The following is a 19,805-nucleotide window of genomic DNA, read 5'->3' on the forward strand; positions in this document are numbered from 1 at the left end:
CGCTACACCTCCAGCAGGGCGCGGCGCCGGAGCGGGCGCACGAACAACTCGGCGAGGTCGCCGGCCTGCTCGTAGCCCTGCACGGGCGTGAACAGCAGCTCGATCGACCACTTGGTCGACAGCCCCTCCGCCTCCAGCGGATTGGCGAGGCCGAGGCCGCAGACCGTGAGATCCGGCCGTTCCGCCCGGCAGCGGTCCATCTGGTCGTCTAGGCTCTGGCCCTCCGTCACCCGCGTGCCCGCGGGCAGCAGCTCGATCTCGGCGGCGAGATGCCCCCGGTGCAGGTACGGCGTCCCGACCTCAACGAGGTCCGCGCCGAGCTCCCGGGCGAGGAAGCGGGCGAGCGGAACCTCCAGCTGCGAATCGGGGAAGAAGAACACGCGCTTGCCGCCGAGCCTCTCGCGGTGGGGGGCGAGCGCGGTCTCGGCGCGGGCGCGGCCCGCTTCCGTGGCCTGTTCGAAGGCGGCCTCGGAGACGCCGAACGCCTCGGCGGCTGCCCGAAGCCAGCCGGTGGTGCCTTCGGCGCCCAGAGGGAACGGCGCGGGCAGCCGGCGGGCGCCGCGCTCGTCGAGGGCCCGGGCCGTGTCGGTCAGGAAGGGCTGAGCCAGCAGATAGCGGGTGTTGCGCCCAACAGCCGGCATCGCGTTCGCCCGGCGGGCGGGCAGGAACCGGACATCCGCGATCCCCATCGCGGCGAAGAGCCGGAGAAACTGATCCTCCACCACGTCGGCCAGCGCCCCGACCACGAGGAGCGAAGGGACCGCCGTCTCGGCCTCGCGGGGCAGGTCGGGCACGAGGGCGGCGAGGCAGGCATCCTCCCCTTGCGTGAAGGTCGTCTCGATGCCGGAACCCGAGTAGTTCAGCACCCGTACGGGGGCGAGCCGTCCCGACAGGCGCTGGGCCGCCCGGGACAGGTCGAGCTTGATCACCTCCGACGGGCATGAGCCCACGAGGAACAGGAGCTTGATGTCCGGCCGGCGCTCGATCAGCCGGGTCACCACCCGGTCGAGCTCCTCGTTGGCGTCGGCGAGGCCGGCGAGGTCGCGCTCGTCGATGATCGCCGTGGCGAAGCGCGGCTCGGCGAAGATCATCACGCCGGCGGCGGACTGGATCAGGTGCGCGCAGGTGCGCGAGCCGACCACGAGGAAGAACGCGTCCTGGATCTTCCGGTGCAGCCAGACGATGCCGGTCAGCCCGCAGAACACGGCCCGCTGACCCTGCTCCTGGCGGAGCTCGATGCCGCCGCAGGGTGGCTGATGGACCAGGGGAGCGTTCACGGCAGCGCCTCCGCGAGACGCGGCGCGCGACTTCCGGCACTCTCCATGCGCGCGGCCCGGAGCTTCAGGAGGAACTGGGCCGCGTTGATCACGTAGGTCGCGTAGGCCGCCAGCGCGAGGAGCAGCAGCGCCTGACCCCTGAGCGCGCCCGTGGCGAGGGCCGCGAGGTAGGCGGTGTGGAGAGCCAGCACCAGCATGCTGACAACGTCCTCCCAGAAGAAGGCAGGCGCGAAGAGCCACCGCCCGAACACGACCTTCTCCCAGATCGAGCCGGTGACCATGATTGCGTAGAGGGCCAGGGTCTTCACGACGACCGAGATCTCGGCCGCGCGCAGGCCGTCGTCGGTGGCCAGGGCGCGCAGCACCAGGACGAGGCTCACCAGGAAGATCGCGAACTGGAGGGGCGCCAGCACTCCCTGGACCACGGTCCAGAGCGACGAATCGCGCCGGCGCCGTTCGGCGGGCGTGTAGAGCGGTCGTGCCGGCCGGTCCTCGGGACCCATGCATCCGCTCCCTGGTCGTCGGCGGCGCCTCAGGCTCCGTCGTTGACAGAGGCTAGGGCGGGGGTCCGGGAAGTGTCAAGTGCGCTTGACGCTTTCACGACATGACAGTGGCAGGGATATTTTTTCTTCGAATAAGATCATTGCCAAGATCGTCAGGAAGCGTATCGTCGGCCGTGGCGGCAGAGATTGCTGCCGTTCGGCTTGTCAGACTCAGGAACTGACGGACACGAAGAATAGACGGGCGAGCAACGCCACACCGAGCGCGCGAGCGGATCCGCCGGCCCTTCCGGGACCGGGCCGTCTCAGGGAGGATGCCGATGGGAAACTGGAGGCATTTCGGTGGCCGTCTGGATCACGGTCCGTCCGCGGCCGGCTGCAGCCCCGTGAGCGACGGGCTCCCCGTGTTCCGCGAGGCGGCCCTCGGCTGGCCCGACCTGCACAGGCCCGTGCCCGACGCGCTCGCCAAGGTCGTCGAGGCGGAGATCCTGCCCCGCCTGATGCTCGCCCACCGGCCCGCCGGCCGCGCCGTCCCGGCGGACCGGGCGCCGAGCGCGCGGGAGATCGCCGACTTCAGCGCCCTGCTCCTGGCCTCCGGCCCGGTCGACCTCGACGCCCGCGTGGACGCCCTGCGCGACGGCGGCCTGCCGCTCCCGCGCCTGCTCCTCGACCTGCTCGCCCCGGCCGCCCGGCATCTCGGCGCCCTCTGGGAGGAGGATGCCTGCGACTTCCTGGCGGTGACCGAGGCCCTCGGGCGGCTCCACACCGTGAGCCGCCGCCTCTGCGCCGAGCTGGAGAGCGAATCGGTCCCGGCCAACGGGCGCAGCGTCCTGCTGCTGCCCTGCCCGGGCGAGACCCACGTCTTCGGCCTGTCGCTGGTCGCGAGCTTCTTCCGGGAGGCCGGCTGGGACGTGACCACCGCGGTGCCCGGGCCGGGGGTCGACCCCCTGGACCTGCTCCGGTCCGACTGGTTCGACGTGGTCGGCCTGTCGCTCTCCTGCGACGTCCTGCTGCCGGTCCTGACGGCGACGGTGGCGGAGGTGCGCCGGGTCTCGCGCAACCGGGACGTCCGGGTGCTGGTCGGCGGCCCCTTCTTCGCGCGCCACGGCGGCGAGGCGGGGATCGTCGGGGCGGATGCCTGCGCGTCGGACGCGTGCCTCGCGCCCGCCGCAGCCGAAGCTTTGCTGGACAGACAGGCACTGGCCTGCTGAAAGGGCCTCAAACCGACTTTCACATTGCGGTGACCGTGACCCCTCAGCCCCGCCCCTCCCCGCAGTCGCCGCCCGCGGCCCTGCAGCAGGTGGCCGGCCTCCTCCAGGGTGAGGCGGTCGGGCGCATCGTCGCGGCGTCCGCGGACCTCTCCCTGGTGATCGACGCGGACGGGGTGATTCGGGACGCCACGGTCGGCGCCGACCTCGCGGCCGAGACCGTGGCGGGCTGGCTGGGCCGGCGCTGGATCGACACCGTCACGGTGGAGAGCCGCCCGAAGGTCGACGCCCTGCTGCGGGACGCCGGGGCCGACGGCATCACCCGCTGGCGCCAGGTGAACCACCCCTCGCCCGACGGCGCCGACCTGCCGATCCGCTACGCGTCGATCCGGCCCTCGGAGGGCGGCCCGATCCTCGTGCTCGGGCGCGACATGCGGGCGGTGGCCGCCCTGCAGCGCCGGCTGGTGGAGACCCAGCAGGCCCTGGAGCGGGACTACGACCGACTCCGCGCCGCCGAGACCCGCTACCGGCTCCTGTTCCAGATCTCCGGCGAGCCGGTGCTGGTGGTCGATGCCGGCACGCGCCGGGTGGCCGAGGCCAACCCGGCCGCGGCGCGCCTCCTCGGGCGCCCGGCCAAGCGCATCGCCGGGCAGGACGCCGTCGAGCTGTTCGACCCCGCCAGCACCCGGGCCCTGGAGGCGCAGTTCGCCGCCCTGCGGGCGACCGGGCAGGCGGGCGAGATCCGGGCGGCGCTGCAGCACGGGCGCGGGGAGGTCACGGTCTCGGCCTCGCTGTTCCGGGGCGAGGGCGGCGCGAGCGCGCTGCTGCAGCTGGTCGCCGACCCGGCGACGGCGGCGCCCGGGCCCGACCAGGAGGCGCCCACCGCCGCGGTGATCGAGGCGATGCCGGAGGGCTTCGTGGTCACCGATTCGGCGCGGCGGATCCTCATGGCCAACGCCGCCTTCCTGGAACTGGCGCAGCTCGCCACGGTGGGCCAGGCCCGCGGGCGCACCCTCGACCACTGGCTCGGCCGCGACGAGACCGAGGCGCAGGCGCTGTTCGCGACCCTCGTCGACCACGGCGCCGTGCGCCGCTTCGCCACCGTCGTCCGCGGCGCCTACGGCGGCATGGAGGACGTGGAGGTCGCCGCCGTGTCGGTGGCTGGCGCCCGCCCCTGCCTGGGCTTCGCCATCCGGTCGGGCCCGCGGCGGATCGCCGAAGGGCGCCCCGGGGTCGGGCGGGAGGTGCCCCGCTCGGTGGAGCAGATGACCGAGCTGGTCGGCCGGGTCTCGATGAAGACCCTGGTGCGCGAGACGACCGACCTGATCGAGAAGCTCTGCATCGAGGCGGCGCTGCGGATCACCCGGGACAACCGGGCCTCGGCGGCCGAGATGCTCGGCCTGAGCCGGCAGGGCCTCTACGCCAAGATGCGGCGCTACGGCGTCGGCGACCTGGACGGCCCGGTCGAGGACATCTGAGGATCCGGGCGCGGCCTCCGGGCGCGGCGGGACCCGTCCCATCCCATCCCATCCCATCCTTTCCCATCCCCCGAAGGTGCGCGCGGCGGGGCGCCGGACCCCCTCGGATCCCGGCACCGAAGGCCTCGAAGATCCTGGAATCGTCCTCGCGGACGGGGGGCGCCGGGAGCGCCCGGGGCGCCGCCGGAGCGCCGGAAAGCGCCCGCGCGGGCGGTCCCGCCGGCACGGTTTTTCGGTGTTCCGGATAATGTATTTCTGGTCCGCCGCTGTATTTATTCGACAAACGTCGCGCACATGCTGGCGCGCGGTGTAAATCTGGCTTGACACCCCGCCGGGCGCCGGTAGCCTCCCGTCATGACCGCTACGCCCGCCCCGAGCGCAGTCATCGAGCTGCTGAAGCCGCTCACGTGGTTCGCGCCGATGTGGGCCTTCGCCTGCGGGGTGATCTCCTCGGGCCAGCCGGCCAGCGGCCAGTGGCCGGTGATCGCCGCCGGCATCCTGCTGGCCGGCCCGCTGGTCTGCGCCACCAGCCAGGCCGCCAACGACTGGTTCGACCGCCACGTCGACGCGATCAACGAGCCGAACCGGCCGATCCCCTCCGGGCGGATCCCGGGCCGCTGGGGGCTCTACCTCGCGCTCGCCTGGACGGCGCTGTCGCTGGCGGTGGCCGCCGCGCTCGGGCCCTGGATCCTCGGGGCTGCGCTGTTCGGGCTGGTCCTGGCCTGGATCTACTCGGCGCCGCCGGTGCGGCTGAAGCGGAACGGCTGGTGGGGCAACGCCGCGGTGGCGCTCTGCTACGAGGGGCTGCCCTGGTTCACCGGCGCCGCCGTCATGGCCGCCGCCCTGCCCGACCGGCGGGTGCTCCTGGTGGCGCTGCTCTACGCGGCCGGGGCCCACGGCATCATGACCCTCAACGACTTCAAGTCCGTGGAGGGCGACCGCCGGATGGGGCTGCTGTCGCTGCCGGTGCAGATGGGCTCCGAGCGCGCCGCGCGCTTCGCCTGCCTGGTCATGGCCCTGCCGCAGGTGGCGGTGATCGCGCTCCTCGTCGGCTGGGAGCGCTACTGGCACGCCGGCCTCGTCGCCGCGCTGCTCGCCGGGCAGTTCGCCCTGATGGCCCGGTTCCTGGAGAATCCCCGGGAGCGGGCGATCTGGTACAACGGCACCGGCACCACCCTCTACGTCCTCGGCATGCTGGTCTCGGCCTTCGCGCTGCGCCCGCTGGTGGGAGGGGCGTGATGGCACCGGACCCCGGCACGGGCCTCGGCTGGCCCCAGATCGTCCGCCTCGGCCTCGTCCAGACCGCGCTGGGCAGCGTCGTCGTGCTGATGACCGCCACCCTCAACCGGGTCATGGTGGTGGAATTGGCGCTGCCCGCCCTCGTGCCGGGCCTGCTGGTCGCCCTGCACTACGCCGTGCAGGTCCTGCGCCCGCGCTGGGGCTACGGCTCCGACCGCAGCGGCCGGCGCACCCCCTGGATCGTCGGCGGCATGGCGGCCCTCTGCCTCGGCGGGTTCGGCGCCGCCTGCGGCACCGCGCTGGCGGCCGAGAGCCTCGCCCTGGGGCTGGCGCTCGCCGCCCTCTCGTTCCTGTGCGTCGGCATGGGCGTCGGCGCGGCCGGGACCTCCCTCCTCGTCCTGCTCTCGGGCGGCGTCGCGCCGGCCCGGCGGGGCGCGGCCGCCACCGTTGTCTGGGTGATGATGATCGTCGGCTTCGCCGTCACGGCGCCGCTCGCCGGGCACTTCCTCGACCCGTTCTCCGGCCCGCGCCTCGTGGCGGTGTCGGGCACGGTCTCGCTCGTCGCCTTCTGCGTGGCGGCGCTCGCGGTCGCCGGCGTCGAGCGCCGCCTGCCGGTCCGGGCGCCCGAGCCCGCGGAGGCGCGCCGCCCGTTCTTCACCGTGCTGGCCCACGTGCTGGCCGACCCCGTGAGCCGGACCTTCACGATCTTCGTCTTCGTGTCGATGCTGGCCTACAGCGCCCAGGAGCTGATCCTGGAGCCCTATGCCGGCCTCGTCTTCGCGATGAGCCCCGGCGCCACCACCAAGCTCGCCGGCCTCCAGCACGGCGGCGTGCTCGCCGGCATGCTGCTGGTGGCGGCGGTGACGCTCCTCGCCCGCGGCACCGTCCTCGCCTCCCTGCGGCTCTGGATCGGGATCGGCTGCGCCGGCTCGGCCGCCGCCCTCTTCGCCCTGGCGAGCGGCGCGGCGGCGGGATCGGACTTCCCCCTGCGCGCGACGGTCTTCGCCCTCGGGGTGGCCAACGGCGCCTACGCGGTCGCCGCCATCGGCTCGATGATGGCGCTCGCCGGCCGCGGCGACGCGCGGGAGCGCGGAACCCGCATGGGCGTCTGGGGCGCCGCGCAGGGCGTCGCCTTCGGGGCCGGCGGCTTCCTCGGGGCCGTGGCGGTCGACGCCGTCCGGCTGGTCACCGCCGAACCCGTCCAGGCCTACGCGGCGGTCTTCGCCGCGGAAGGGCTGCTGTTCCTCGTCGCGGTCGTCCTGGCGGCGCGGCTCGAACCCGCTCCGGCACCGGACACGGTGCCGCTCGATCCTGCCTTCAGCGCGAGGTGAGGCCATGGCCCGGTTGGATGATGGCGGCCCCGGCCGCGACAGCTACGACGTCGTCGTGGTCGGCGGCGGGCCGGCGGGCGCCACGGCGGCGACCGACCTCGCCCGGGCCGGCCACGCGGTGCTGCTCCTCGACAAGCCCGGCCGGATCAAGCCCTGCGGCGGCGCGATCCCGCCCCGGCTGATCCGGGACTTCGCGATCCCGGACGCGCTCCTGGTGGCGAAGATCCGGTCCGCCCGGATGGTGGCGCCGAGCGGCAAGGCCGTCGACATGCCGGTGGGCGAGGGCTTCGTCGGCATGGTCGACCGCGAGCACTTCGACCCGTGGCTGCGCGAGCGGGCCGCGGCGGCCGGCGCCGACCTGCGCGCGGCGGCCTACGACCGGATCACCCGGCCCGACGACGGGCCGCCGCTGGTCCACTTCACCACCGGCGCGGGGGCCGGCCTCGCCCGCCACGCCGTCCGGGCCCGCCTCGTCCTCGGCGCCGACGGCGCCTGCTCGCCGGTCGGCCGCGCGGAGGTGCCGGGCCACGCCAGGATGCGGCAGGTCTTCGCCTATCACGAGATCCTGCGGGTCCCGGAGGCCGGCGCCCCCGGGGCCGGGTCGGTCGACGCCACCCGCTGCGACGTCTACTACCAGGGTCGCCACTCGCCGGACTTCTACAGCTGGATCTTCCCCCACGGGGACACGCTGAGCATCGGCACCGGCAGCGCGCGGAAGGGGTTCTCGCTGCGCTCCTCGATCCGGGCCCTGCGCGCCGCCACCGGCCTCGACCACGCCGAGACCGTCCGCCGCGAGGGGGCGCCGCTGCCGCTGAAGCCCCTGAAGCGCTGGGACAACGGCCGGGACGTGCTGCTCGCGGGCGACGCCGCGGGCGTCGTCGCGCCGGCCTCCGGCGAGGGGATCTACTACGCGATGCTCGGCGGCCGGCTGTCGGCCGAGGCCGCCGCCGCCTTCCTGCGGACCGGGGACGCGCGCGCCCTCGCGGGCGCGCGGAAGCAGTTCATGAAGCTGCACGGGCGCGTGTTCTGGATCCTCGGGATGATGCAGTGGGTCTGGTACCGCAGCGACGGCCTGCGCGAGCGCTTCGTCTCGATCTGCCGGGACAAGGACGTCCAGCAGCTTACCTGGGACAGCTACATGAACAAGGAGCTGGTCCGCGCGAAGCCCGCCGCCCACGCGCGGATCTTCTTCAAGGACCTCGCGCACCTGTTCCGCTGGGTCTCGCCGTGAGCCTCGCCGCCGCCGATCTGGGGCCGCCCGCGGTGGCGGCGGTCGCGGCCGTGCTGGTGGCCGTGGCCGGCGGCCTCGCGACCACGACGGACACGTGGTACCGGCGCCTGCGGGTCCCGGCCTGGAAGCCGCCGGACTGGGCCTTCGGCCCGGTCTGGGCGGTGATCTTCGCGCTCACCACCACGGCCGGCGTGCTGGCCTGGAACGGCGACGCCGACCCCGTCGCCCGGGGCGTCCTGCTGGCCGCCTACGCGGTGAACGGGGTGCTCAACATCGCCTGGAGCGTGCTGTTCTTCCGGTTCCGCCGGCCCGACTGGGCGCTGGCCGAGGTCGCGGTCCTGTGGCTGTCCATCGCCGTGCTGGTGCTGGTGACCGGCCGGGTCTCGGGCGCGGCGGGGCTCATGAACCTGCCCTACCTCGCCTGGGTCAGCGTCGCCGCCTGCCTGAACCTGCGGATCGTCCGCCTCAACGGGCCGTTCGCGGAGCCCGCCTGATGGGGGCGCTCCTCGACCCGGTCCTCGGCCCCGCCTTCGCGTCGGGCCGGATCGTCGACGGGATCCTGCTGCTCGTCGCCCTGGAGGCGCTCGCCCTCGCGTGGCTCGCCCGCCGGGGCGGCCCGCCGCTGCCGTCCCTGCTGGCCAACCTCGCCTCCGGCGCCGCGCTGATGCTGGCCCTGCGGGCGGCGCTCGTGGGGGCCGGCTGGGTCGCGGTCGCCGGGTGGATGCTCGCCGGGCTCCTCGCCCATCTTGCCGACCTCGGCCTGCGGGTCCGGGCGGCCACGGCACAACGCCGCAGCGCGGCGCCGGCCGGAACAACGCCCGCAACGGCCGCGTTCACGCGCGTCACAAGTTTCAAACAGCTCTAAAATCGGGATGGGAGACGCGGCATGCAGCGCACGAGAGCCCTCTCCTCCGGCCGCGCGGCCCCGACGCGGCTGGCCCCGATGCGGGCCGCCCCCTTCCTCGCGGGCCTGCTCCTGGCCGCGCCGGCGCTGGCGCAGGATGGCTCGGCCGACCAGATCGAGCGCGGCAAGTACCTCGTGACGATGGGCGACTGCGCGGCCTGCCACACGGCGCCGGGCGGCAAGTACCTCGCCGGCAACTACGCGCTGAACATGCCCTTCGGCGTGATCATGACCCCCAACCTCACCCCCGACAAGGAGACGGGCCTCGGCAACTGGAGCTACGCCGACTTCGATCAGGCGTTCCGGCACGGCTACAGCAAGAACGTCGGCTACCTGTACCCGGCCTTCCCGTTCGCGTGGTTCACCAAGGTCACCGACGAGGACACCAAGGCGATCTGGGCCTATCTCCAGTCGGTCCCGGCCGTGAACGAGAAGCGGAAGGAGAGCCAGATCCCGTTCCCGTTCAGCGTCCGCACGGCGCTGGTGACGTGGCGGACGGCCTTCTTCACCGAGGAGCGCTTCAAGCCCGACCCGAAGGCCAGCGCCGAGGTGAACCGCGGCGGCTACCTCGTGGAGGGGCTCGGCCACTGCGCCATGTGCCACAACGAGAACAAGCTCGTCGGCAACTCGAGCTTCGCGGGCCGGTTCGGCGGCGGCGTGATCGACGGCTGGTACGCCCCCAACATCACCCCGGACGGCCACCAGGGCATCGGCGCCTGGACCGACGAGCAGGTGGTGACCTACCTCAAGACCGGCACCGCCCCGGGCGACCGGCCGGGCGTCGCCGCCGGGCCGATGCGCCAGACCATCATGGAATCCCTCTCCAAGGTGAAGGAGGAGGACCTGAAGGCCATGGTGGCGTACCTGCGCACCGTGCCGGCCAAGCAGACCTACAAGCCGAAGGACCTCACGGCCTTCGACACGCCCGACGCGCCCGGCGCCTCCACCTACCTGACCTACTGCTCCTCCTGCCACCAGCCCGACGGCAAGGGCATCGAGGGCGCGGTCCCGGCGCTCGCCGGCAACACCTCGGTCCAGTCCGAGGGCCCCGAGACGGTGCTGCGGGTGATCTACGGCGGGCTCGGCGCCCAGAGCGGGCTCGCCCCGATGGTGGCGATCGGCCAGCAGATGACCGACGTCGAGGTGAAGAACGTCACCGACTACATCCGCAATTCCTGGGGCAACAAGGCGCCGGTCGTGACCGGCGAGAAGGCCTCGGAGGCGCGCGCCGCCACCAAGACCATGCTGGCCGGCACGGCGCCCTGCGCGGAGATCGAGCAGGACAAGCTCAAGGCCGCCTTCGACAAGATCGGGCTGCAGGCGAGCCTGAAGGGCCTGAAGCAGCAGGACTTCGTCCCGACCCTCGCCCGGCTGGTGCAGCAGGTGAAGGCGGAGCCGACCGGGGTCACCGACGACGACATCGTCAACGGCCTGACCACGGCCTTCTGCAAGGTCGGCCGCGACGACCCGCAATACGGCAACCCGAGCTGGCCCGCGGTGATCGGCACCTTCGCGAACGTCGCCTACAGCCAGGTGAAGCACCCGGAGAAGCAGGCCGCCAACGTCCCCTCGGCCACCACGCCGCCGGCGAAGAACTGAGGCGCCGCCCCGCGGCCCCGGACGGCCGGGGTCTTCGGGGCCGGTTCGGGGTCAGATCGGGCGGAACGGATAAAACCGTGTTTCGTTGGAGCCGGGACGTGCCGACCTCACGCCCGGAGTCCCCGTGTCCAGCCTCGTCCGCATCCTGCTCGCGATCTTCTTCCCGCCGATCGCCGTGCTCGTCACCACGGGCTTCGGCCTTCAGTTCCTGCTGAACATCCTGCTGTGGATCCTCGGCTGGCTGCCCGGCACGGTCCACGCCCTGTGGCTGATGAACCGCGACCGGCCGCTGGTCTGAGCCGTCAGGGCTTCCGGCCCTCGGGCTCGCCCTTCCGGAGGGCGGGCTTCTCCGCCTTCGCGTCGGCCTTCGACTCACCCTTGCCCTCGACCTTCGCGGTCTTCACCGCGTGGGCCCTGGCGGCCTTCGGCGCGACCGTCTCGGCGGCGTGGGCGACCTTCGCCGGCTCCGGCGCCGCCGCGGGCACGACCGCGGCGGCGACCGCCGGGGCCGCGGGCGCCGCCGGGGCCGGCTTGTCCTTGGCGAAGAGCTGGCCGAATAGCTTCTGGTAGCTGCTCGCATCGCCGTCCGCGTCCGCCACCGCGATGCGGGCGGGCTTGTCGGGCAGGGCCGCCGTGGTCTCGACCTGCGCGCCGGGATCGGCGCGGTTCGCCATGAGCGTCGTGGGCGTCGTGGGCGCCGCCGGCTCCCGCCCGTGCCCCTTGCCGCCGGCCTTCGCGGCGCGGGTCGCGGCCGCCGGCTCGGCGCCGGCCAGCATCGTGGGCTGGCCCTTCGGCGCGAGCTCGATCTCCTGCGGGCCGGCCGCCAGGGTCTCGGGCCGGCTCACGTCGCCGAGATTGTGCCGGCCGTACTCCTTGGCGTCGTAAGGCAGGACCGTCTCGGTGCCGCCGAGGCTCGCGAAGGCGCTGGCGTTCTGCGGGCGGAAGACCGGGTTCTGGCCGCCGTCCTGGTACACGACCCGCACCGCCGGGGTGCCCTTGGCGACGAGGTCGGCGACCGCGTGCGTGTCGCGCGCGCTCTTCTCGGCCACCAGCGGGTCGACCCGCGGCTTGCACGAGCCGGCGGCCGCGTCGGCCCCGCCGAACACGTACTTGGTCCCGCACTGGCCGACCTTCGGCTCCTCGTGGAGGGCCTCGAAATAGTCGGACCCCTCCTTGAGGTTCTGCCAGAAGGCGATGTTCGGGTCGTTGCGGAACTTGGCCATGTTCTCGGCCGTCATCCGGAACGGGTAGGACTGGAACTGGAAGCTGCGCTGGCCGCCGATGAACGCGTCGCGGGCGACGGCGTAGATCTCCGCGATGGTGGCGTCGGTCATGGCGAAGCAGCCCGCCGACGAGCAGGTGCCGTGCACCATCAGGTACTTGCCGGTGCGCCCGTTGGCCCGGTCGACGGCGTTCGGGAAGCCCGTGTCGAACGAGAGGTAGTACGACGAGTTCGGGTTCATCAGGCCCGGGGTGATCGTGTAGAAGCCCTCGGGCGCCTGCCGGTCGCCCTCGCGGGTCTTCGGCCCGAGCTGGCCGGACCAGCGGCAGATCGGGTAGGTCTTCATGAGGGCGTAGCGGCCGTCGCTCCCCCGCTTCCAGATCTCCATCTCCGCCTCCTTCTTGAAGGTGCGGATCAGGATCGGGTCGGAGGGCTGCATCCCCTTGGACTGCATCAACGCGACGGTCTGGGGGGCGATCGGCGCGAGGCTGCGCGCGCTCGGGCCGTTGATCCCGGAACCGTCCTGGCAGGCGGCGAGCGACAGGGCCAGCAGGGACGCCGCCGCCAGCAGTCGCGCGGTCGCGAGACGCGCCGTCATGGGGAACCTCGATCGTCTTACGCGCGCCCGCGGGCCTTGCTGGCCGCGTCGGGTGCCACTCCCCAACCCAATAGGCTCGTTAAGCTTGCGCCTTCCTTACCGCAAGGACCCGGCTGCAACACTGGATTGTTCTCGGGTGTGGAGAGCCCGCGCATGCGCGCTATCCACAGCGCGCCGCGGCGGGGTCGCGGGACGGCGCCGTTCGAGCCGCAGGGCCGCGCGGCGATCCATGCTGTGCTCGTGCGCGGTCCCGCCCGCGGTCCGGCCTGCCGGCCCGGTGCGCGGACCGGTGGACTCCCTGGCGGAGCGGACGCGTGCGACCGCGCCGGGCGCCCAACTTTGAGCTGCTTGCCTCGGCGGGATGAAGGCGCCACGTTCGCAGAGGCTGCCATCCGGATCCGGCCGATCGACCCGGACGGCCCGAACACGCGAACGTCGCCCATGACGGCCCTCTCGCTCGACACGCACGCCCTCGTCCGTCGCCTGCGGGCGACCGGACTGTCCGAGGATCAGGCCGAGGCGATCACCGCGGCGATCCGCGAGAGTCGGGATTCCGATCTGACGAACCTCGTCACCAAGACCGATCTGGCCGAAGCGAAGTTCGACATCATGAAATGGGTGATCGGCTCGATCGGCTTCCAGACGATCGTCATCGTCGGCGCGATCGTTGCCCTGTCGCGCGCCGCGCATTGACGGCCGCCCCGGGAGCCGACCGGCCGCCGCCCCGCAACGTCGCCCCCGGGCGCCCGCTCAGGCGAACAGGTCCGGCCGCCGCGCCGCCTCGGCGCGGATGATCGCCACCAGCGCCGCGTCGTCGGCCGGGTCGGCGAGCCGCAGGCCGACCGGCTCCGAGGGCGTCTGCACGGTGAGCCAGCGCAGGGTGGGCCGGAGGTCGAGCGCCTCGACCACCGCCATGCGCGGGTGCCCGGTCTCGAGCTGCACGAAGGTCAGGTGGTTGCGGCTGGCGCGCTGCCCGAGCAGGTCGTCGATCGCCTCGACCACGTCGCGGGGCGTGTGCAGATGGGTCATCATCCAGAGGCGGTTGTCGGTGCCCGGCGTGTCGAGGGCCCGGCGCAGCCGGCGCACGCCCTCGGTGAGGAAGGCGTAGTCCGCCTCGCTCGTCGCCGGGTCGTGGTGGTTGAACACGCACTCGAGGCCGTGCCGCTCCCGGTAGAGGCGGTGGCGCCCCCGCCAGATGCCGGGGCCGCGCCGCTCGGCCTCCGGGATGCTCTCCAGCTGGCCCCGGTCGACGAGCGCCGCGAAGTCGTCGGCGAGGCAGTCCCGGGCCATGCCGGGCATGGAGAAGATCCAGTCGAGGGGCCCCGACCACTGGCGCAGGTCGAGCGTCTTGAGGACGTGCGCCATCTGGCAATTGCAGCCCAGGGAGACGTGGTTGTGCCGGCCCGGCTCCCGCGCGTCGCGCCGGCCGAGCAGCCGGCCGAGCGCGCCGAACAGCCCCCCCGTCGCCCCGGGCTCGCTCACAGGGTCCGGCCGATCGCCAGGAACTTCTCGGCGCGCCGGTCGCGGACCTCGACGGGCGAGAGGCCGTCGAACTGCGCGAGGGCGTCGGCGATGGCGTCGCCCGCGGCCCGGATCGCCGCCTCGCGGTCGCGGTGCGCCCCGCCGGTGGCCTCCGGGATGATCGCGTCGATGACGCCGAGCCGCAGCAGGTCCTGGGCGGTGATCTTCATGGCGGTCGCGGCGTCCGACGCGCGGCCCTGGTCGCGCCACAGGATCGAGGCGGCGCCCTCCGGCGAGATCACCCCGTAGATCGCGTGCTCCAGCATCAGCACCCGGTTGGCGGTGGCGAGCGCGATCGCGCCGCCCGAGCCGCCCTCCCCGATCACCACGGCGACGTTGGGCACGCCGAGCGCGAGGCAGGCCTCAGTCGAGCGGGCGATGGCCTCGGCCTGGCCGCGCTCCTCCGCCTCGATGCCCGGATAGGCGCCGGCGGTGTCCACGAAGGCGAGGACCGGCAGACCGAACCGGTCGGCGGTCTCCATGAGCCGGACCGCCTTGCGGTAGCCCTCGGGCCGGGCCATCCCGAAATTGTGGCGCAGCCGCGCCTCGGTCGTCGCGCCCTTCTCCTGGCCGAGCACCAGGACCGGCCGGCCGCGGAACCGGCCGAACCCGCCCAGGATCGCCTCGTCCTCGCCGAAGCTGCGGTCGCCGGCCAGCGGCGTGAACTCGGTGATGAGCCCGTCGCGATAGTCCACGAAGTGCGGCCGCTGCGGGTGGCGGGCCACCTGGGTCTTCTGCCAGGGGGTCAGATTCGCGTAGATCTCGGCGAGCGCCTGGCCGGCCTTGGCCTCGAGCCGGCCGACCTCCTCGGCGATGGAGACCGCGCCGTCGCGCGCGCTCACGGCGCGCAGCTCCTCGAGCTTGGCCTCCAGCTCGGCCACCGGCTTCTCGAAGTCGAGGTAGGTGCGCGTCACCGCCATCGTATCACAGGTCTTCCCGGGGTCCGCCGCGCGAGAGGCGGCGGGCGCGAGGTGTTGGCGATGGCGGGGATGGTGTCAACCGGCGGCGTGGCGGAAGCGCCCCGGGTCCGGGCCGGTGAGGGCCGCGTCAGGCCGCGTCCAGCGCCTCCCGGGCGATCCGGCGGCAATGCTCCAGGTAGCCGCGCTGGTGCGCGCCCATCAGGTCGGTGACCACCGACCAGAGCCAGCCGGGGGCGTCGGGGCCCGGGCCCGGCGCCCGCACGGCGTCGATCCAGGCCCGGCGGTCGGCCGCGCCCATCTGGCGGCCGTGGGCCCGGCCCAGGATGGCGGCGAGGTGCCGGGAGACGCGGACCGCCTCGCCGCGGGAGAACTGCTCGGCGTCGATCTTGAGATCCTGCGGCAGCAGCTCGCGGACCGTGACGGGCGTGCCGCCGATGTGGCCGGCGACCATCCGGTCGCCGAGGTTGGGCGACAGCGCCCGCGCGCCCGCGACGACGCGTTCGGCGTGGTCCGACGGCACCGCGATCCCGGCGGCGGCCGGCGCGAGGTGCGGCACCGCCTCCTTGACGTCGAGCAGGGCGAGGTTCGGGCGGTCGCCGCCCAGCACCTCCACCAGGGCGGCGTAGCGCAGGCGCCCGAGGGAGCTGCAGCCCTTGATCCAGTAGGCGGCGTCGAGCAGCCGGATCTCGGCGTCGTCGGCCGCGCTGCCGAGCGCCAGGACGAGGCGGCGGATCTCCGGGTCGCGGATCAGCGCCGTCAGCGCGTCCTGCTCGTCGGCGTCGAGGTCGAAGAACCGGCTGCCCCGCGGGAGCCGGGCGGCCTTGCCCTTCAGGCGCTCGCGCGAGAGGTGGCGCCAGCGCCGGCCGAGCGCCCGCCGCTTCGTCGTGACGACGATCTCGGACGGGTCGACGCCCCGCTCGGCCCCCTCGGGATCGGCGATCCCGTCGGCGTAGCCGTCCGCCATGGCGTCCATCATCCGGGCGGTGACGATGCCCGGCAGGGTCGCGTTGAGCGCCGCGGTGACCAGGGAGAGCGCGAGCCGGACGAGGTCGAAGGCCGGGTTCGCCACCACGGTCTGGTCGAGGTCGCGGATCTGGATGTCGATCCCGCCGTCCGGGCCGGCGAGCGCGCCGAGATTGCCGAGATGCGCGTCGCCGCAGATCCAGACGGGCGGCCCCTCGGGCAGGGTGCCGGCCGGCATCCCGGCGAGCAGCTCGTAGAACCGCGCCGTGCTGCCGCGGACGTAGGCGTGCGGCGAGGACGCGATCTTGCACAGGCGGCGGTGGTTCAGCACGCTCGCGTCGCGGCCGGATCGTGCCGGTACCTGCATGTCCATGGGTTCGGTCCCGCGCGCCGCTGCGCCGGCCTCGACGGGCCGGCCGAATCCGATAACACGGCGAGGCCGGCCTTTTCATCCGCGCGCGCGGGCGCGCGTATTGACGCGGGGACGCCTGTCAGGCCGCCTGTCAGGCCGCCTGTCAGGCCGCCTGTCAGGCCGCCTGCGACTCGACCCGGTTCCGGCCCGCCGCCTTGGCCCGGTAGAGGGCGAGGTCGGCCCGGCGGAGCATGTCGGCGGGGCCGAGATCCTCGCCGCGGCGCACGGCGACGCCGATCGAGACCGTCACCGACACGGTCCGGGTCGCCCCCTGCACGGTGAACGGCACCGCCTCGACGCGCTCGCGGATGCGCTCGGCGATGCCCTGCGCCTCGACGAGGCCCGCCTCCGGCAGGATCACCACCACCTCCTCGCCGCCGTAGCGCGCCACGATGTCGATCGGCCGCGTGTGCTGGCGGACCCGCTCGGCGAAGCCGCGCAGCACCTCGTCGCCGGCCTCGTGGCCGAAGCTGTCGTTGATCCCCTTGAAGTGATCGATGTCGAGGATCAGCGCGGCGAGGCTCGCCCGGCGGGCGGCCTCGTCGCCGAACAGGGTACCGAGGTGGCTGTCGAGGTAGCGCCGGTTGTGCAGGCCGGTGAGCGCGTCGGTCACGGCCATCTGCAGGGAGGCCTGCATCGCCCCCCGGAGCGCGTCGGTGAAGCGCTTGCGCTTCACCTGGGTGCGGACCCGGGCCATCAGCTCGTTGCGGTCGACCGGCCGCATCAGGAAGTCGTGCACGCCGAAATCGAGCCCGCGGACCACCCGGGCGCGGTCGTACTCCTCGGCGAGCATGATCAGCGGCATCGCCCGGGTCCGGTCGAGGGACCGGAGCTGGCTGCACAGGCGCAGGCCGTCGAAGCCGGTGAGGTCGAGGCTCACGAGGGCGAGGTCGAAGGACTCCTCGGCGGCGAGGCGCAGGGCCTCCTGCGGGTCGGGCTCGACCGTGACCACGTGGTGCTGGCGCAGGGCCCCGGCGAGGCGCTCGGCCGAGCCGGGCCGGTCCTCGATCAGCAGGATCCGGGCGTCGAGGCCGGTCTCGGCGGTGGCGAGCGCCAGGGGATCGCCGATCCCGAACTCCCGGGAGGCGAGCGCGCGCTGGCGCAGCTCGTCCGTCACGGCCTTGAGCCGCACGAGGCTGCGCACCCGGGTGAACAGGGCGGTGTCGTCCACCGGCTTGGTCAGGAAGTCGTCGGCCCCGGCGTCGAGGCCGCGCAGGCGGTCCGCGGGCTGGTCGAGGGCCGTGACCATCACCACCGGGATGTGGGCCGTGAGCGGGTTGTTCTTGAGGTGCCGGCAGACCTCGAACCCGTCCATGCCGGGCATCATCACGTCGAGCAGGACGAGGTCGCAGAGGCCCTTCTCGCAGATCGCGATCGCGTCCCGGCCGTTCATGGCCGCGAGCGTGTCGAAATATTCCAGGCCGAGCTTCGTCTCCAGAAGCCTGACGTTCGGGAACAGATCGTCGACGATCAGGACACGGGCCGACATGGTTCCTCGTGCGGGCGCGGGTGAGCGGCCCGGACCGGGCGCCGTGTGCCGTGGGGGCGCGCCGCCGGTCGGCCGCCGGGGCCGGGGCGGACACGACGGGACGGACGGTTGAACCGGTCACCCGGCCCGGCGCGGCCGGGGGTCCGGTTCAACGGCACGCCTCGCCGGCGTCAACGCGGTTCAAGATAGGCCCGAACCGTTGCCAAAAACTTCGCGACCGAGATCGGCTTCGACAGGTAGGCCTCGCAGCCGCCCTCGCGGATCCGCTCCTCGTCGCCCTTCATGGCGAAGGCCGTGATGGCGATCACCGGGATGCTCTTGAGGTCGTCGTCCTCCTTGAGCCACTTCGTCACCTCGAGGCCGGAGACCTCGGGGAGCTGGATGTCCATGAGGATCAGGTCGGGGTGATGGGCGCGCGCCAGCTCGATCGCCTCGATGCCGTGGGCGGTCTTGAGCGTCGCGTAGCCGTTCGCCTCCAGGAGATCGTTGAACAGCTTCATGTTCAACTCGTTGTCCTCGACGATCAGCACCGTCTTCTTCATGATCCGTTGTCCCGGTGCGCGCCGATCATGATTAGCGGGCCGTGAAGCCCCTCCGTCACCTTTGTAGCGTTCACATGTTGATGAATGGCAAACCTCTTCAAGGGCATGAGTCGGCCGAACGGCTCGCCCTGGACGTTCTGTTGTGGATCGCTGGGGACGACGACCGTCTCCTGCCCTTCCTGGCGGCGAGCGGCCTGAGCCCCGACACGCTCCGCGCGAGCGCCCGGGAGCCGGCCTTCCTGGTCGGCGTCCTCGACCATGTCATGGGCGACGAGAACGTGCTGGTCGCCTGCGCGAACGGCCTCGGGATCAAGCCGGAGCGGATCGCCGCGGCCTGGCAGGCGCTCTCGCCGCGGCCGGACGACGCATGGGCGTGAGGCGGGGCCTCAGGGCGTGCAGCCCTTGCCCGCCTCCCTGTCGGCCCGCCCCGCCTTGGCGTCGATGTCGAGGGCGGTCATGTCGCCCAGGATGGCGAAGTCGCCGTAATCGAGCTTGAGCGCGCCGCTGACGCCGTTCTCGTAGAGGTCGAAGCCGAGGGTGTAGATCGGCGTCCGCTCCCCGGCGCCCTCGGTGTAGTAGCTGAGGCGGACCGGCCAGCGCGGCATGGTGGCCAGCGACCCGTCGCGCAGGGGCTTGTCGCGGGTCGAGCCGGAGGCCGGGGCCGGGCCGGTCGCGGCGTGGCCGATCACCGCGAAGGTGTCGTAGACCTTCCGGCCGTCGTCCGAGCCGTCGAAGACCTTGACCGCGAGGGTCGACTGGCCGGCCCGCGCCGCCTCGATCAGGCGGCGCATGTGCTCGCTCGGGAACAGGACCGGCCCCTCCACGGTGAACGGCTTGGGGCCGCCCTTCAGCTTCACCGTCAGGGCGTCGCCCTGCTCGGAGGCGGTCCCGTCCACGGGGGCGGCGGGCTTGTTGTTGGTGAGCGTCGTCGTCTTGAACCGGAACTCGCGCCCCTGCCCGCCCTCGAAGGTGGTGCTGCGCATGTCGGACAGGCGCGCGCCGGTCTCGCCGGAGGACAGCTCCGTCACCTGGCGGGTCTGCATCGTGTAGCCGCGGCAGGCGTCGCCCCGGAAGTCGATGACGATGCGCCCGCGGGCGCTCTCCACCGAGCGGGTGCCGCCGCCCTCGGCCAGCGACAGGTCGTAGACCGCGCGGTGGTTGGCGAGCACGATCTCGGGCGCCGGCGGCTTGGCCTCCGGTTCGGGCGCGGCGGGCGGGGCCGCGCGGGCGGGCCCGGCGCAGACGAGAAGGCCGGCCGTCAGCAGTGGGAAGAGGCGCAGGCGCATGGACAACCCCGGTTCGGTCCGCCGCAGATAGCAGGCTCAGGGAATCGGGCAATGCTTGGGCCGCCCCGGCGACGCGCCGGCCGGC

Annotated in this window: 20 protein-coding genes; 11 read left to right on the forward strand and 9 right to left on the reverse strand. The window is 73.3% G+C overall.

Features of this window, described 5'->3' with window-relative positions; all coding sequences use genetic code 11:
- Positions 1–2 precede the first annotated feature (2 nt).
- Positions 3–1,277, reverse strand: coding sequence for a ferredoxin:protochlorophyllide reductase (ATP-dependent) subunit N (locus BLW78_RS23825; RefSeq protein WP_020095249.1), 1,275 nt, complete (start codon positions 1,275–1,277; stop codon positions 3–5).
- Positions 1,274–1,780: a 2-vinyl bacteriochlorophyllide hydratase gene (gene bchF / locus BLW78_RS23830; RefSeq protein WP_020095248.1), complete on the reverse strand. Its 507-nt coding sequence runs from the start codon at positions 1,778–1,780 to the stop codon at positions 1,274–1,276. The genes BLW78_RS23825 and bchF overlap by 4 nt, the downstream gene beginning before the upstream one ends.
- Before the next feature lie 317 nt (positions 1,781–2,097).
- Between bchF and BLW78_RS23835 the strand changes: the two genes are divergently transcribed.
- The 9 genes from BLW78_RS23835 (at position 2,098) to BLW78_RS23875 (ending at position 11,065) form a co-directional block, all read left to right on the forward strand.
- Complete coding sequence (locus tag BLW78_RS23835) at positions 2,098–2,988, forward strand: cobalamin B12-binding domain-containing protein (protein ID WP_056523988.1); 891 nt, start codon at positions 2,098–2,100, stop codon at positions 2,986–2,988.
- Positions 2,989–3,017: 29 nt separating this feature from the next.
- Positions 3,018–4,463: a transcriptional regulator PpsR gene (gene ppsR / locus BLW78_RS23840; RefSeq protein WP_020095246.1), complete on the forward strand. Its 1,446-nt coding sequence runs from the start codon at positions 3,018–3,020 to the stop codon at positions 4,461–4,463.
- 354 nt (positions 4,464–4,817) lie between these two features.
- Entirely contained in the window at positions 4,818–5,702 is an 885-nt protein-coding gene (chlG, locus tag BLW78_RS23845; RefSeq protein ID WP_091682495.1) for a chlorophyll synthase ChlG, read from the forward strand.
- On the forward strand, positions 5,702–7,033 hold the full coding sequence (locus BLW78_RS23850; RefSeq protein ID WP_091682497.1) for a BCD family MFS transporter: 1,332 nt from the start codon (positions 5,702–5,704) through the stop codon (positions 7,031–7,033). The genes chlG and BLW78_RS23850 overlap by 1 nt, the downstream gene beginning before the upstream one ends.
- 4 nt (positions 7,034–7,037) lie before the next feature.
- On the forward strand, positions 7,038–8,264 hold the full coding sequence (locus tag BLW78_RS23855; RefSeq protein ID WP_020095243.1) for a geranylgeranyl diphosphate reductase: 1,227 nt from the start codon (positions 7,038–7,040) through the stop codon (positions 8,262–8,264).
- Positions 8,261–8,758, forward strand: a complete 498-nt coding sequence (locus BLW78_RS23860) for a TspO/MBR family protein (RefSeq protein WP_020095242.1) — start codon at positions 8,261–8,263, stop codon at positions 8,756–8,758. Before BLW78_RS23855 ends, BLW78_RS23860 begins: the two co-directional genes overlap by 4 nt.
- On the forward strand, positions 8,758–9,129 hold the full coding sequence (locus BLW78_RS23865) for a hypothetical protein (RefSeq protein WP_091682498.1): 372 nt from the start codon (positions 8,758–8,760) through the stop codon (positions 9,127–9,129). Before BLW78_RS23860 ends, BLW78_RS23865 begins: the two co-directional genes overlap by 1 nt.
- A gap of 78 nt (positions 9,130–9,207) precedes the next feature.
- Complete coding sequence (locus BLW78_RS23870; RefSeq protein WP_051123779.1) at positions 9,208–10,767, forward strand: cytochrome c; 1,560 nt, start codon at positions 9,208–9,210, stop codon at positions 10,765–10,767.
- A 124-nt stretch (positions 10,768–10,891) separates the two neighbouring features.
- The gene (locus BLW78_RS23875; protein ID WP_012318839.1) at positions 10,892–11,065 is read left to right on the forward strand and encodes a YqaE/Pmp3 family membrane protein; all 174 of its coding nucleotides are present in this window, start codon (positions 10,892–10,894) and stop codon (positions 11,063–11,065) included.
- Positions 11,066–11,069: 4 nt separating this feature from the next.
- On the opposite strand, the gene BLW78_RS23880 is transcribed toward BLW78_RS23875, so the two are convergent.
- Positions 11,070–12,587 (reverse strand): L,D-transpeptidase family protein, encoded by a 1,518-nt coding sequence (locus tag BLW78_RS23880; protein ID WP_091682501.1) that lies wholly within the window; start codon positions 12,585–12,587, stop codon positions 11,070–11,072.
- Positions 12,588–13,028: 441 nt separating this feature from the next.
- On the opposite strand from BLW78_RS23880, the gene BLW78_RS23885 reads away from it, so the two are divergent.
- The gene (locus BLW78_RS23885) at positions 13,029–13,280 is read left to right on the forward strand and encodes a CCDC90 family protein (protein ID WP_020095238.1); all 252 of its coding nucleotides are present in this window, start codon (positions 13,029–13,031) and stop codon (positions 13,278–13,280) included.
- Between the two features lie 57 nt (positions 13,281–13,337).
- Here the strand turns inward: BLW78_RS23885 and BLW78_RS23890 are convergent, their stop codons facing one another.
- The 5 genes from BLW78_RS23890 to BLW78_RS23910 form a co-directional block, all read right to left on the reverse strand.
- Positions 13,338–14,069 (reverse strand): DUF1796 family putative cysteine peptidase, encoded by a 732-nt coding sequence (locus BLW78_RS23890; protein ID WP_091682503.1) that lies wholly within the window; start codon positions 14,067–14,069, stop codon positions 13,338–13,340.
- On the reverse strand, positions 14,066–15,028 hold the full coding sequence (locus BLW78_RS23895; protein WP_020095236.1) for an acetyl-CoA carboxylase carboxyltransferase subunit alpha: 963 nt from the start codon (positions 15,026–15,028) through the stop codon (positions 14,066–14,068). Before BLW78_RS23895 ends, BLW78_RS23890 begins: the two co-directional genes overlap by 4 nt.
- Before the next feature lie 127 nt (positions 15,029–15,155).
- A complete protein-coding gene (locus BLW78_RS23900; protein ID WP_091682504.1) occupies positions 15,156–16,364 on the reverse strand; it encodes a DUF2252 family protein in 1,209 nt (402 codons plus the stop codon).
- A gap of 154 nt (positions 16,365–16,518) precedes the next feature.
- The gene (locus BLW78_RS23905; protein ID WP_091682506.1) at positions 16,519–17,892 is read right to left on the reverse strand and encodes a PleD family two-component system response regulator; all 1,374 of its coding nucleotides are present in this window, start codon (positions 17,890–17,892) and stop codon (positions 16,519–16,521) included.
- A gap of 170 nt (positions 17,893–18,062) precedes the next feature.
- Positions 18,063–18,434 (reverse strand): response regulator, encoded by a 372-nt coding sequence (locus BLW78_RS23910; protein WP_007560977.1) that lies wholly within the window; start codon positions 18,432–18,434, stop codon positions 18,063–18,065.
- A gap of 80 nt (positions 18,435–18,514) precedes the next feature.
- Between BLW78_RS23910 and BLW78_RS23915 the strand changes: the two genes are divergently transcribed.
- Positions 18,515–18,811: a DUF3572 domain-containing protein gene (locus BLW78_RS23915; RefSeq protein WP_026605257.1), complete on the forward strand. Its 297-nt coding sequence runs from the start codon at positions 18,515–18,517 to the stop codon at positions 18,809–18,811.
- Positions 18,812–18,820: 9 nt separating this feature from the next.
- On the opposite strand, the gene BLW78_RS23920 is transcribed toward BLW78_RS23915, so the two are convergent.
- Positions 18,821–19,720: a cell envelope integrity EipB family protein gene (locus tag BLW78_RS23920; protein ID WP_091682508.1), complete on the reverse strand. Its 900-nt coding sequence runs from the start codon at positions 19,718–19,720 to the stop codon at positions 18,821–18,823.
- Positions 19,721–19,805: the final 85 nt, after the last annotated feature.

Origin of the sequence: Methylobacterium sp. 275MFSha3.1 (assembly GCF_900108435.1) — a bacterium.
GTDB lineage: Bacteria > Pseudomonadota > Alphaproteobacteria > Rhizobiales > Beijerinckiaceae > Methylobacterium.

What these genes read in the sequence shown, in the direction of transcription:
- BLW78_RS23880 (WP_091682501.1), bottom strand. Translation starts at nt 12,587, where the DNA reads ATGACGGCGCGTCTCGCGACCGCGCGACTGCTGGCGGCGGCGTCCCTG.
- chlG (WP_091682495.1), top strand. Translation starts at nt 4,818, where the DNA reads ATGACCGCTACGCCCGCCCCGAGCGCAGTCATCGAGCTGCTGAAGCCG.
- BLW78_RS23915 (WP_026605257.1), top strand. Translation starts at nt 18,515, where the DNA reads ATGAATGGCAAACCTCTTCAAGGGCATGAGTCGGCCGAACGGCTCGCC.
- BLW78_RS23895 (WP_020095236.1), bottom strand. Translation starts at nt 15,028, where the DNA reads ATGGCGGTGACGCGCACCTACCTCGACTTCGAGAAGCCGGTGGCCGAG.
- BLW78_RS23885 (WP_020095238.1), top strand. Translation starts at nt 13,029, where the DNA reads ATGACGGCCCTCTCGCTCGACACGCACGCCCTCGTCCGTCGCCTGCGG.
- BLW78_RS23835 (WP_056523988.1), top strand. Translation starts at nt 2,098, where the DNA reads ATGGGAAACTGGAGGCATTTCGGTGGCCGTCTGGATCACGGTCCGTCC.
- BLW78_RS23910 (WP_007560977.1), bottom strand. Translation starts at nt 18,434, where the DNA reads ATGAAGAAGACGGTGCTGATCGTCGAGGACAACGAGTTGAACATGAAG.
- BLW78_RS23920 (WP_091682508.1), bottom strand. Translation starts at nt 19,720, where the DNA reads ATGCGCCTGCGCCTCTTCCCACTGCTGACGGCCGGCCTTCTCGTCTGC.
- BLW78_RS23870 (WP_051123779.1), top strand. Translation starts at nt 9,208, where the DNA reads ATGCGGGCCGCCCCCTTCCTCGCGGGCCTGCTCCTGGCCGCGCCGGCG.
- bchF (WP_020095248.1), bottom strand. Translation starts at nt 1,780, where the DNA reads ATGGGTCCCGAGGACCGGCCGGCACGACCGCTCTACACGCCCGCCGAA.
- BLW78_RS23855 (WP_020095243.1), top strand. Translation starts at nt 7,038, where the DNA reads ATGGCCCGGTTGGATGATGGCGGCCCCGGCCGCGACAGCTACGACGTC.
- BLW78_RS23905 (WP_091682506.1), bottom strand. Translation starts at nt 17,892, where the DNA reads ATGTCGGCCCGTGTCCTGATCGTCGACGATCTGTTCCCGAACGTCAGG.
- BLW78_RS23865 (WP_091682498.1), top strand. Translation starts at nt 8,758, where the DNA reads ATGGGGGCGCTCCTCGACCCGGTCCTCGGCCCCGCCTTCGCGTCGGGC.
- BLW78_RS23900 (WP_091682504.1), bottom strand. Translation starts at nt 16,364, where the DNA reads ATGGACATGCAGGTACCGGCACGATCCGGCCGCGACGCGAGCGTGCTG.
- BLW78_RS23850 (WP_091682497.1), top strand. Translation starts at nt 5,702, where the DNA reads ATGGCACCGGACCCCGGCACGGGCCTCGGCTGGCCCCAGATCGTCCGC.